This is a genomic window from Pedobacter cryoconitis, from assembly GCF_001590605.1.
In the GTDB taxonomy this organism is placed as follows: domain Bacteria; phylum Bacteroidota; class Bacteroidia; order Sphingobacteriales; family Sphingobacteriaceae; genus Pedobacter; species Pedobacter cryoconitis_A.
Window position 1 is genome coordinate 488,817 of record NZ_CP014504.1, and the last position, 13,507, is coordinate 502,323.

The 13,507-nt window shown below is 33.4% G+C and carries 9 protein-coding genes; all 9 read left to right on the forward strand.

All coding sequences use genetic code 11. The features are described from left to right. Window positions 1-429: 429 nt before the first annotated feature. The 9 genes from aepY to AY601_RS02200 all read left to right on the forward strand — a co-directional run bounded on the left by aepY (window position 430) and on the right by AY601_RS02200 (window position 13,504). Window positions 430-1,560, forward strand: a complete 1,131-nt coding sequence (aepY, locus tag AY601_RS02155; protein WP_068395756.1) for a phosphonopyruvate decarboxylase — start codon at window positions 430-432, stop codon at window positions 1,558-1,560. Window positions 1,561-1,599: 39 nt separating this feature from the next. Further along, complete coding sequence (gene aepX, locus AY601_RS02160) at window positions 1,600-2,481, forward strand: phosphoenolpyruvate mutase (protein ID WP_068395758.1); 882 nt, start codon at window positions 1,600-1,602, stop codon at window positions 2,479-2,481. A gap of 183 nt (window positions 2,482-2,664) precedes the next feature. After that, on the forward strand, window positions 2,665-3,834 hold the full coding sequence (locus AY601_RS02165; RefSeq protein ID WP_198163586.1) for a pyridoxal phosphate-dependent aminotransferase: 1,170 nt from the start codon (window positions 2,665-2,667) through the stop codon (window positions 3,832-3,834). Between the two features lie 341 nt (window positions 3,835-4,175). Further along, complete coding sequence (locus AY601_RS02170; protein ID WP_068395764.1) at window positions 4,176-6,620, forward strand: TonB-dependent receptor domain-containing protein; 2,445 nt, start codon at window positions 4,176-4,178, stop codon at window positions 6,618-6,620. A gap of 405 nt (window positions 6,621-7,025) precedes the next feature. Further along, on the forward strand, window positions 7,026-8,342 hold the full coding sequence (locus tag AY601_RS02180; RefSeq protein WP_068395770.1) for a radical SAM/SPASM domain-containing protein: 1,317 nt from the start codon (window positions 7,026-7,028) through the stop codon (window positions 8,340-8,342). 20 nt (window positions 8,343-8,362) lie between these two features. Continuing rightward, window positions 8,363-10,570 carry a peptidase domain-containing ABC transporter gene (locus AY601_RS02185; RefSeq protein ID WP_068395773.1) on the forward strand — a complete coding sequence of 736 codons (2,208 nt, stop codon included), beginning with the start codon at window positions 8,363-8,365 and terminating at the stop codon, window positions 10,568-10,570. Between the two features lie 47 nt (window positions 10,571-10,617). Continuing rightward, the gene (locus AY601_RS25985) at window positions 10,618-11,964 is read left to right on the forward strand and encodes a glycosyltransferase family 25 protein (RefSeq protein WP_068395776.1); all 1,347 of its coding nucleotides are present in this window, start codon (window positions 10,618-10,620) and stop codon (window positions 11,962-11,964) included. An 18-nt stretch (window positions 11,965-11,982) separates the two neighbouring features. Next, window positions 11,983-12,690, forward strand: a complete 708-nt coding sequence (locus AY601_RS02195) for a LicD family protein (protein ID WP_068395779.1) — start codon at window positions 11,983-11,985, stop codon at window positions 12,688-12,690. A gap of 31 nt (window positions 12,691-12,721) precedes the next feature. Beyond that, on the forward strand, window positions 12,722-13,504 hold the full coding sequence (locus AY601_RS02200; RefSeq protein ID WP_068395782.1) for a phytanoyl-CoA dioxygenase family protein: 783 nt from the start codon (window positions 12,722-12,724) through the stop codon (window positions 13,502-13,504). Window positions 13,505-13,507 lie beyond the last annotated feature (3 nt).

Consider the following 13,507-nt stretch of genomic DNA (forward strand, 5'->3'; position numbering starts at 1 on the left):
GTTAGAGGCTTAAAGTTTACTTTTTACGTTTCTAAAAAGGTTAATAGTTTTTATTATTGACATCCCAAAACAAAAAATTATGTATCTCAAGCAGTAATAAGATTAAATAATTAATATTATGTAGTCTTTATATTAATATTAGTGATTTTAATTTATCGTTTCAGTATTTAAATAATTACTTAATATTATTTTAGTTTAATATTGATTTAACTTTAGTTTGTCATATTTGTTTTGTAAGCATATGTAAATAAAAATGCAGGAGTAAAAAATGTACTTATTGATACGTAGGATTTTGCCACTAGTTACATTATTCATCATATGTCAAAATCAGGTTTTATTAGAGAATTATATATTTTGGACACTGAACAATAGGCATAAAAAGCAAAACTAAATGGTTAAATCACGATCATATCCTTCAATAAAACATACATGATCAACTCAAAATCGCTTGTTAATTATTTAGATTCTATTGGTATAACTTTTTATGCGGGGGTTCCTGATTCAGTTATGGAGCCATTTTGTACATATCTGGATAAACATAAACTAGATAAATCACACATTATTGCTTCCAATGAGGGTAGTGCTATCGGGTTAGCAGTAGGAAATTATTTATCAACGGGTAATCTACCTGTAGTGTATATGCAAAATTCCGGATTTGGGAATGCATTTAACCCGCTCACCTCAATTACCAATAGAAGCGCTTATAGTATCCCAATTTTACTATTTATTGGGTGGCGTGGAAGCCCAGGTGAATCAGATGAGCCACAACATGAGCTTATGGGAGATATAATTATAGATCTCCTCAATTTGCTTGATATTAAATATGAAATTCTATCAAATAATTTAACCGAGGGTGTTCAGCAGATTCAAAAGTTATATGACTTGGCATCCTCTAATTTATGTCCGGTTTCGCTATTAATACGAAAGGGGACTTTTGAAAAAGATACAAATAACAGTTTTGATTCCATATACGAGATTTCCAGGGAATCTGCCATTGGTGTTTTAATGAAAGGTCTGCCAGATTATTTTTTTGTTTCTACAACAGGGAAGTGCTCTAGAGAAGTTTTTGAATTTCGGGTGTCTAATAATCAGACACATAACAAAAATTTCTATTGTGTAGGGGCCATGGGACATGCCTCCGCAATTGCCATGGGAATAGCAATGAATAATCCCAGCAGAAAAGTATGTGTTTTAGATGGTGATGGAGCAGTTTTGATGCAAATGGGAGTATTAACCACATTGGGGTGTGGACAATTACAAAACTTATTACATGTAGTTTTAAATAATGGCGCTCACGAATCAGTTGGTGGCCAAAGAACTTTAGGATTTAGTGTGGATCTAGCAGCTATTGCAAAAGGTTGTGGTTATAAAAATGTATATACTGTAACTGTTTTTCAGGATTTAATTGCCCTTATTCCACTTATAAGAGGTATAAATGAATCTTGTTTTATAGAAATTAGGATAGATAATTTTTCCAGGGAAGACCTGATCAGGCCAACTAAGACACTTATACAATTGAAAAAAGAACTTATGGGAAGTTTATTAGATAGTAATCTATAAAACTTTATGGAATATAAATGTTCATTATAAAATAATGCTATGAATCTATTATTTGATCAGATTAAATTAGGAAAGAAAAGACGGCTACTTGAGGCCCATTCTGCTATTTCAGCAATGATTGTTGAAAATTCTTCAATCTATGATAAGAATGGCGAGAAAAAGGAATTTGATGGCGTATGGGTTAGCAGCTTAACGCTTTCACTAAGTAAAGGGCTACCGGATATTGAGTTGGTTGATATAACTAGTAAACTTAATCTCATTCAAGAAATAAGACGTATTTCTAATAAGCCTATAATTGTTGACTGTGATACTGGTTCGCTCAAGGAGCAATTTGGTTTTATAGTTAATGCCTTAGAAAGAGGTGGAGTTTCTGCAATTGTAATTGAAGATAAATTTGGTTATAAACAAAATTCTTTAATCGAAGAAAATGAGAATCAAAAGCAAGAGTCTGTTGAAAATTTTTGTGATAAAATCAGAATAGGAGTTAGAGCAATGCAACATGATACGATAGGAATCGTCGCCAGAATAGAAAGTTTTATTTTAGGGAAGGGACTTGATGACGCACTCTTTAGGGCAAAAGCCTATATCAATGCTGGTGCATCTGGAATTTTGATCCATAGCAAAGATAAATCAGCGGATAAGGTGATTGAATTTGCAAAAGTATTTAAAGTTGATTTCCCTAATATTCCTCTTTTTTGTGTTCCTTCTAAATTTAACTCTATAGCTGATGAGGAGCTTTTTAGTTCGGGTTTTGATGTTGTAATCCATGCAAATCATTTATTAAGAGCTGCATATCCAGCGATGTTAAATACCGCTAAAAGTATTCTGCAATTTGACAGATCATATGAAGCGGGTACTGATATTATGGAGATCAATGATATATTAAGCCTTATTCCTGACCCTAATGTGATGCCGATATAAACATTATTTTAATAAAAACTCTATAGCCTATTTTCAAGTACAACTTTCCAGAGGTATTCTTGGTTTTCTGGTGTTTTATACAGCATTAATCTTTAAATAAATATTAATCAATTTTAAAACTGTGCAAATCCTATTAAATAATTTAATCATATGAATTCTGTTCTTCAAAATATACCTAATTATATGTCAAAAACTATTTCCGACAAGGTTTCGTCTAATCCGGAAATAGTTAATCTTAGTATAGGAGAGCCATATTTTTTTCCTCCTGACGCCGTATATAATGATTTGAAAAGTAAATTATTTACACATGGTAGCTATGACTTGATTCCACATAAATATGCGGAATCGAAAGGCGGATTGTCATTAAGAAATGAGATTTCTATTAGATACAGCAGGTTATATGATGCAAGTGTAGACCCAAAAAATGAAATTTTGATAACACATGGTGCTGCTGAGGCTATTTGGCTATCAGTTTTAACATTAACATCAATTGGTGATGAGGTTATTATACCCGACCCGGCATACCCTATGTACGAAACGGCAGTAAAACTTTTGGGAAGGGTTCCGGTAAGATTACCAACTCATGCAGATACAAATTATTGTATGGATATACAGATTATTAAGAAATATACTACAGCAAACACTAAACTTATAATTATTAACTCTCCAGGAAATCCTACTGGAGGTGTATATGGTAGGGATTTAATTAATGAAATTGCAGAATTTACAAAGGCAAATGGAATTTATTTTGTTCATGATGAAGTATATGATTCATATGTCTTTAATGATAAGCATTATAATATATTTAGTTTAAAAAATAAGATTCCTGATAATTGCATCCTGATAAATAGTTTTTCAAAAAGTTTTTCAATGATGAGTTGGAGGCTAGGTTGGATGATTGGGGGAGAGCATATCATATCAAATGCGACTAAAATTCATACAAACTTAACCTTAAATCTGGGTGGATTTCATCAAGATTCGGCTTCAATTTTATTAAACAATGAAGTGGTCGATTCTGAAGTGATGGTCCATTTTGAAAACATTGGTAGAAGTATGGTTAATTTGTGGGAAGCAATAAGTAAAGTTGAAGGTATTGATGCTGGAAATAAGCCACCAAAAGGTGGGTTTTTTCTTTTTCCTAATGTTTCTAAATTATATGAAAAAATCCCAAATAAATTCAAGACTTGCAATACAATAGGTGAATGTGTGACAGAATATTTTTTGGAAAGATATAAGATAGCAGTTGTTCCGGGTTGTGTTTATGGTCAAAGTGGAAATGATCATATCAGAATTGTTGTTGCAGTAGAAGAAGATAAGATAAATCAGGTGATTCTCAGACTCGAAAATAATTGATTTTTTCTCAAAAACCCTATAATCGTTGTTGGTCTAATGTTTAAGCTTGCAAGTTTTAGTTGAATTTTCACTGAAATCTTGCAGGTTTTTAAATTCAAGTTTAATGTTTTGTCTCCTGTCGTATTAATGCAGGGTTAAATTGATATTAATATTTACTATACGCCTCATTTTTTATTAAAAGATTATTTATATTCGATTATGGTTAAATTTTGTTTAATAATTATTATATATATGTGTGTGTTTGATGGTTTTAAATGTCGTATTGATTAATTTAAAAGTAATTCAGCCAATGGAATTTTATTTTTTGTACGAAGAAATTATTTTGTTAATCTATAGGAAAAATGATTAGATTTTCTTCCGTCTATAAGGTTATATACCTCACGATATTATTAGTATTAATACAGCTTGCTATTGTTCGCGGACAAAATATTAAGGGGCGTGTAGTAGGAGTAAATGGAAAAGAATTAGCCTATGCAACCGTTTCGCTCTTTAAAGATACAGTAGAACTCAAAAAATTGAGTTGTGATTCATTGGGGAATTTTGAACTAAAATTGCAAACATCAAATATTAATGGATACAAGCTAAAAGCATTTTATTTGAAAAATGTATCTCCGCTAGTAAATCTGACAGATCCCGAGCATTTTGTGAATTTGATAATCAATGATAATTCAACAATACTCAAGGAAATAAATATTGTAGGCAATAAGCCATCCCTGATAAGAAAACCAGATAGATTTCTCTTTATACCCGGTAAAGCATTAGCAGAAGGAAGCAGCTCATTAGACATGATGAGACATGTCCCCTTAATCAAATATGAGGAAAGTGGCGAAGCCCTTTCAATTATTGGTAAATCAGGGACTGTAGTTTATATTAATAATAAAAAAACTACTATTCCAAAAGAGATGTTAGTCCAGATGTTAAGCTCTTTACCTGCGGAAAATATTAAAAGTATAGAAATTATTACTAATCCAAGCAGTGAGTATGCGGCTAATACAACTGGTGGTATTATTAATATTAATATAAAACGTCAGTTAAACGATGGATGGTTAGGCAACCTGGCTTTTATAAGCCAGCAATCAAACTATAATAAGAGCTTTTTAAATGGGTCTGTAAATTATCGGAAAAATAAACTATCTATCAATGTTATCCCCTCGTTTAGCAATGATTATAGCTTTCATACTGACGTAAATATGTTGAATTATACGGATGGAAGAGAACAGAAAATCGATTCGAGATATTTTCGCAGATATACGGTTTTAGGTGGGGGATTAAATGTTGATTACGATCTTACCAAGAACGATTATATAAGCTTTAATGGCTGGAGATCTAATGTTTACGGGAAATCAGATCAAAGTAGTAATACTGCGTTTTCAATGGCCGGCCCCCCAACTTCAAATACCCAGCAGAATACACTGATCAAAAGTGACGATTTTTATATTTACAATTTCGGGAATCTTAATTATCATCATGCTTTAGATACCCTTGGTGTATCATCACTTGATTTTAATATTGATTACAATCAATTTTTTCAGCGCAAGAAGGACGATGGTAATTTCACGGATTTAGATTATGCGGGAAATGTATCCCGTCCGACAGTGCGCTATAAAAGCAACTTGCCGCAGGATTTATTTAATATGTCTGAAAAGGTTGAGTATATACGTTCGCTGAATAAGGGGATGAGGCTTAAAGCAGGTGCGCAGTTTAGTAATACGCATGTAAACAATGATCTGCATTATTATAATTATGTAGATCAAAATTACATTCCTGATAATACGCTTAGTAATGACTACTATTATTCAGAAAAATATCTTGGTGGATTTGTTAGTTTAGAAAGAACACTTAATTCTAAATGGAGTACTAATATTGGGCTGCGTGCAGAAAGAACAAGCTATTCAACTGAAGTACGAAATTTAGGGATCGCCAAAGATTCAACTTATACAAATTTATTCCCCAGTTTATCAGTTGGTTTTACACCTGATCAGCAAAATCAATTTGGTTTAAGTATTTCCAGAAAGATCAATCGGCCGAACATTGAATTGTTGTTCCCTGGCAGGACATATTATAATGAAAACTATTATGCAGAAAATAATCCTTTTCTTCAGCCAGTATTAATATATAATACAGAACTAACGTATACTAGTCATGGTAAATACACTTTTTTGCTAAATTATTATAATGCAAGAAACAATTATGCAAATTTCACTGTACCCGTAACCGAAAATGGGATTTCGAAGCTAAAATCTACTTATATCAATTATGGGCATGTAAATGCCTTTGATCTGGTCATTGTGGTCAATCAAATTTTCTTTGATGGCTTTTGGGAAACTAACTTTACCCCATCGTTTAATCTAAGTTATTATAAGGGGGCTAACCTTTCAGTACCGACTAATGTAACCAATCATAGTCTTAATATTTTCTTAGATAATACATTATATATTTCTAAAACGAAGAAGTGGACGGCCTTTGTAACATTTAAGTATACTGGTGCCAGTAAGGATCTCTCTGGCGAAACGCTCAATGCCAGGTCTTCTCTCAATTTAGAAGTGAAAAAAGTTGTCCAGAAGTTTTCATTCTATCTTATTTTAGGAGATATCTACAATGGTAATTCTACAGTTAAAACCGCCAGGTTGTCCAATCAATTGTTAACACGAAACCAAATAGAAAGCAATAATTATAATAGATCAGTAGCACTTAAAATCCGCTATAATTTTGGTAATAACCAATTAAAAACCAATAAACAAAGAGGAATAGGAAATGAAGAGGTCAAAAGAAGAGTTGGATTCTAAAATAACTACCAAAGAGGTAATATAAAGAACTTTTGCGCGAAAGAGGGCCGTACTCGAAAAGCCTTTTTAAATAGAGTAGAGACAACGTAAATTTCAAAAAATGACAAAGAAAACAAAACTTGACCTATCTTCATTTGAGGTATTGGCAGAAAATGACAAGGGAGCTTTAGTTGGGGGATTCTCGACTATTATTAGTAACCCGCAATCTTTAGTTAGCGAATTGGGGAGTATCAATGCAAACGTTGGAAACTGTTCAACTACGAACAACTGCTCAGGTGGTAACTGTACTACAACTTGTGGTGGACACTAACCAATAAAGAATTGTACTGTGTAAGGATGATAAATCCTTACACAGTAATTAGTGCCAGATAGCAAAATCAATCACATTTTACAAAAAAACCTAGAATGAAATACAGTCAGTTTAATGCAGTTATACCTTATGATGAAAAATTCGCATTGTATAATTCTTACAATCAAAAGGTAATTTTTATTGAAGAAGGGCTAAAAGATATATTAAATGCTGCGATTTTTGAAGGAATTGATAATCTCCAGGAAATTCATCCAACATTTTATGCATATCTGATAGCGGAGAAATATGTGATAGAAGAGGATATTAGGGAGGTGGAACTAGTCAAAGAAATCACTAAACAGGTCGATGAGAATCACACCGATTTTTTTCTCACAATTAATCCCAGCATGAACTGCAATTTTAAGTGCTGGTATTGCTATGAAACTCATGTTAAAAAGTCAAAACTTGATGAACCAATGATTCAAAAAATCAATACGTTTATCGATACGACTATTGCGAAACCTGAAATCAGAGCTTTCAGTTTATCATTCTTTGGGGGAGAGCCTTTGTTGTATTTTAAAAAAGACGTTACTCCAATTATTAAGGCTTATGCGGATGCTTGCAAGACCAAAGGCATAACGCCAAGTATTGGTTTTACAACGAACGGTTATCTCATCAATGATGAATTTATAAATTTTTTTAAAGACAATGATCTTACCTGCTCTTTACAGATAACACTTGATGGTTATAAAGAGGAGCATGATTTGGTTAGGTTTGTAAATGCAAATAAAGGTTCTTATGAACAAATCATGAAGAATATCAGGTTGCTTATCAATAATAAATTCTATGTCCGTTTAAGGATTAATTATACAGATAAAAATCTCCATGATTCCTATAAAATTGCTGATGACCTGGCAGATATTACACAAGAATTAAAGGATAACTACCTGCTCATTGACTATCACAGAGTCTGGCAAAATGATAAGGTTGATAATTTGAAGGTAGTGCTGGATAGGAATGCAAATATAATGCGTGATCAGGGGCTTGAAGTGCTGACTAATTTCTCTCCGAATAATGTGCTCAGTTCTTGTTATGCAGATAAAAGAAATAGTGCGGTTATTAATTATAACGGAGATCTTTTTAAATGTACTGCCAGAGATTTTACCAATGTAAAAAGAGCGGGTTATTTAAGTGAAGAAGGGGAGTTGATTTGGGAAAACGATTATCTGAACAAAAGAATGAATGCCAAATTCAAGAATAAACCTTGTCTTACTTGTAAGATTATGCCGATCTGTAATGGAGGATGTTCGCAACATGCAATGGAGCATTTGGAGGGGGACGATTACTGTGTTTACCATGGAGATGAAAATGAAAAAGACAAGGTTATCGCCACTAAAGTAGAAGAATTAATGAATGCTGCTGTTGCTGTTTAAATTGAGTAGACAAATATTAAATGTTTTCTAAAAGAAATAAGTTTAAATTTTTTCATCAGCTCGAAAGCATTGATTGTGGGCCGGCATGTCTGGCTATGGTAGCTAGTTATCATAAAAAACATTTCACTTTAAAAGAATTAAAAAAATTGTGTTCTATTACCAGAATGGGGGTTTCCGTTCAGGATATTATTACGGGTGCACAAAAGATAGGCTTTGAAGCAGAGGCTTTAAAAATTACAATAGAGGATTTGGAGAAAATACCGCTACCATCAATTCTGTACTGGAAACAAGACCACTTTATATTACTCCATGAAATAAGAAATAAAAAGTCAGGGAAAAACTATTTTCTTGCTGATCCGGGGTACGGGGAAATTAAACTAGATCAGGAAACCATCATAAAGGAATGGTTAGGGACAAGCGATAAAGGAGTAGCTATAGTATTACAAGTAGCTGAAACTAATGAACTCAATTCTTCAAAGTTGGAGAAGATGCGGTTTAAGGATAATCCGCTGGTAAAGCCCATTGTTGCTTTTGTAAAAGAAAACAAATTATTATACTCTTTCACAACACTGCTACTCGTATTGGGGTTATTGGCAAACTGGGCCATGCCATTGGTTTTTCGCAAGATTATTGATGAAGGGATTATCAATAAATCTCTGCAGATGGTATGGATTCTTTTGCTGGCCCAATTTGGTTTGTTCCTGGGTAACTTTTTCTCTGATTCAATAAGTCATCTGATTTTAACGAAGATTAATTTTAAGCTAAGTCTTCTGCTTAAAAATAAGTTGTTAAATAAGCTCATGAGACTTCCTATTAGTTATTTTGATACGCGATTGAATACGGACACGCTCCAAAGGTTATCTGATCAGGGCAAGATTCAGGCATTTATAACCTGGAAAGGATTGGAACTAATTTTAAACTTCCTGAATATAATTGTCTTTAGTACAATGTTGTTTTTTATGAATAAAATCATATTTGTCATATACATTGTACTTAGTATTTTATCATTTGTCTGGGTCAGTTTCTTTCTGAAACTAAGGGCGATCCTGGAATATTCTATGTTTTTGAGGCAATCTGAAAATAACAACAGTTCTTACGAATTTATTATGCATATGCCCGAAATAAAAATCAACGGTGCCCAGCAAAATATGATAGATAAATTGTTGACTATTCAGGAAAAACTAAATAAAATAGAACTCAGGTCGCTCTTTCTGAATCTGTATCAGGTTGTTGGTGTAAGTTTTATTTCTAAGCTGAAAGAGTTTGTTACTATTGCGTTCTGTGCTTTTTTGATCATTAATGGCAAAATGACTTTAGGCTCTTTATTGAGCATCACTTACATACTGGGGGAACTTTCCAGACCTATTCAAAACTTTATTAACTATGTCAGGGACGCGCAAGATGCTGATATTGCACAAAAAAGAGTAAATGATATCTATACCGAAAAAGATGAAAACGAGTCCCATCATTTGGCTTTAAAAGATAAAATAAAAAGCCTGAGACTGGACAACGTATCCTTTAAATACCCTGGTAGCTTTAACCCATTTGTTATCAATCAGCTTTCATTTGATATTCCTGTAAATCAGATAACTGCAATCGTAGGCCAGAGTGGCAGCGGTAAAACGACTTTATTGAAACTGTTATTGTCTTATTATGTCCCAACTGGTGGATCTGTTTTATTAAATGGAACAGATTTGTCTTCGTTTAATGCTGAACAGTGGAGGGAACGTTGTGGCGTAGTGATGCAGGATGGCCACATTTTTAGTGGTACAATAGCTGAGAATATTGCCTTTGCTGATCCTGAAATTATGCCTGAAAAAGTTAAAGAGGCCGCCAGGATTGCTTGTGTTGATTCTTTCATTGAACTATTGCCATTGGGATATAATACGAAAATAGGGAATGTTGGTATTCAGTTAAGTGGTGGGCAGAAGCAACGTATACTAATAGCCCGTGCAGTGTATAAAAATCCAGGTTTTATACTTTTAGACGAAGCAACCAGTTCACTGGATGCTAACAATGAGAAAAATATAATGGACAATTTGAATGAATTCTTTATTGGCAGGACTGTGGTAGTTATAGCACACAGATTAAGCACTGTGAAAAATGCTAATCAAATTATAGTAATGAACCAGGGTCAAATAGTGGAAATTGGGGCTCATGATGAGCTGGTATCCGGCAAAAAACACTACTACGAATTAATAAAAAATCAGTTAGAATTGGGCAATTAGTACCCTGTTTCTTTGTGCATCAATAATCCTTTAAATCATTTTAAATTATGTTACCTGTCATTAAAACATATGCGATTAATCTCAAACACAGAACTGATAGAAAGGCTCATATCCAGGCACAGTTTGAGGGAAGAAAAGAATTCGATCTTAAAATAATAGAAGCCTGTGAAGCTCAGATTGGCGCTGTTGGCTTATGGAACAGCGTACTTTATATTTTGGGAAATGTGGCTGATAGAAATGATGAGTATATAATTATTTGTGAGGATGACCACCAATTTACTGCTAATTATTCTCCTGAATTGTTCATCAGTTGTATTGAACAGGCAAGGGCAAAAGGAGCGGATATCTTGTGTGGAGGTGTAAGTTGGTTAAATTGTGCTATCCAAATCTCAAAGGAACTTTTTTGGGTGGAGAAATTTACTGGTGGACAATTCATCGTCATCTTCAATAAATTCACTCCATTTCTGTTGAGTGCCGTTTTTAAAGATAGTGATTGTTATGATCTCGTTATTAGTTCGCTTACTAATCAAAAATTCATTATCCACCCATTTATTTCTACTCAGAAAGAATTTGGATATTCTGATGTAACGGAAATAAATAGCATAGAAGGACGCGTAAATGGATTGTTTAACAAGACTTCGGCAAGTGTTCAGATCTTAAAAGATGTTTCTGCTTTCTACAAAAAAAGTCAGGATAAAATTAATCAGGCAAATCATGTTGCAGTAATAAAGGATATGGTAATTCCCACTTATATTATCAATCTTAAAGACAGAACAGCCCGTAGAGAACATATTGAAAAGCAGTTTGAAAACAGACCTGAATTTGATTTTAGTGTTATTGAGGCCTGTGAACATGAAATTGGCGCGGTTGGTCTATGGAACAGTATCCGTAAAATCATTGAAATTGCACAGTCCAATGAAGATGATGTGATCATTATATGCGAGGACGATCATGAATTTACATCAGATTATTCCAGCGATCTTCTAATGAAAAATATTATTGAAGCCTATCAGCAAGGAATAGAGGTTCTTTCTGGTGGAATAGGAGGATTCGGTGCGATTATTCCTGTCACCAGAAACAGGTTATGGGTCAATGCTTTTTTGAGTACTCAATTTATAATTGTATACAAGCGTATTTTTCAGAAAATACTGGATGCCCCTTTTGACGATAAAGTGGTGGCAGATGGTGCAATATCTGAAATAGCGGATAACAAGATGGTTTTATATCCATTTATATCAGTTCAAAAAGATTTTGGCTACTCGGATGTGACAGCTGTCCATAATACAAATAGTGGATTAGTGAATACAATGTTTGAGGATACCAGTATGAGAATTCAAAATATCTATAGCGCCATGGATGTCCTTTTTGAAGAGATGATTGTGGTTTCGGTTTAATCTTAATTATTTCAGCAAATGAATACTAATCATTACGACTGGCCAGCAGATGACAGGGATAAATGTATTTCAATGGAAGAGCAAGTGCATTGTGTGCTTTTGAGGATGTTGAAAATATTTGATCTGATTTGTACTAAACATGACATTACCTATTGGTTAGATTATGGAACCTTATTAGGTGCTGTACGCAACAAGGGATTTATTCCCTGGGATATGGAAATTGATATAGGGATGCCGCGTCATGACTTTGATACTTTTAAGAAGGTTGGTATTGCAGATCTACCTGTAGATCTTTTCTTTCAGGATGCTTTTACTGATCCTGATTATTTACATAGCCATATTATAGAAGCAAAAATAAGAGATAGATATAGTAATTATATTGAGTTTGAACAAGCGAACCCTGAGTGCAAATGGCATAATGGAATTCAAATAGACATTTTTGTATATGATCTGGACAGTGAGTTAAGAGACTGTATCTCCAATTCATTTGAAAGAGTCCTGACAAATAAAAAGGCATTTTTCTTTACAAAAGAGTTTCAATATCTCTTATATCAGCAATTTGGAGATACTCAATTTCCGATTCCTGATTGTTATCATGCTTATCTGACAAGAAATTATGGCGATTATCTTGTGCTTCCACCAATTGAAGAACAGGTCGCAGAAATTGTAAATCCTTTTGATTCTTGTCAGCATAAGGAGTCTTTAACGTGGAAAAATAAGCCCTGATTTCAACATTAATAATCTTTAAACTAATCCTATGAAATTAAGTAATGAAAAAGTTATCGAATTTGAGGAGAATGGATTCCTGACTATTCCAAAATTCTACTCAGATAGCATAGTAGACCAAATTCGAATAGCTGCTACTGATTTGATGAATCAGCCCAATTTATTAAATGGATGTACTAAATATTACGAAAATAGTGTGATCAATGCTAATGAAATTCTTTGCAGAATAGAGAATTTTATCGGTTTCAATGATTTTTATTATCAATTGATGAACGATCCAGGACTCCTATCTATTCTGGAAGTGTTGTTCAAAGAAGCTCCTGTGCTTTTTAAGGAGAAGATAAATTATAAACTACCAGGAGGGAATCCATTTGCACCACATCAGGATGCACCTGCATATGCAATGTTTGATTGTGATATTTATCTGACAGTGATGATTTGTATTGATGACAGTGCTAAAGAAAATGGAACGCTTGCTTTTGCAAAAGGAAGACATAAAGAAGGAATATTTCCAGTAGGTGAAACAGGAGAGATCCTGGAATCTTATACGCGTGAAATGGAGTGGGATCTGATCAGTTTACGGGCTGGAGATATCATGATATTTGATTCGTTTGTTCCTCACAAATCTGATGCTAATCTAAGTGAATATTCCAGAGGACTGATTTTTTCTACTTATAATAAAATATCTTTTGGTGATTTACGAAAGGATTATTATGATTTAAAACGAAAACACTTTCCGCCTGATCATGAACGTGACCCAAATAAAGATTATAGCCTGAATAATCCATTTAACCTTGCAAACCCTCTTAAATAATTC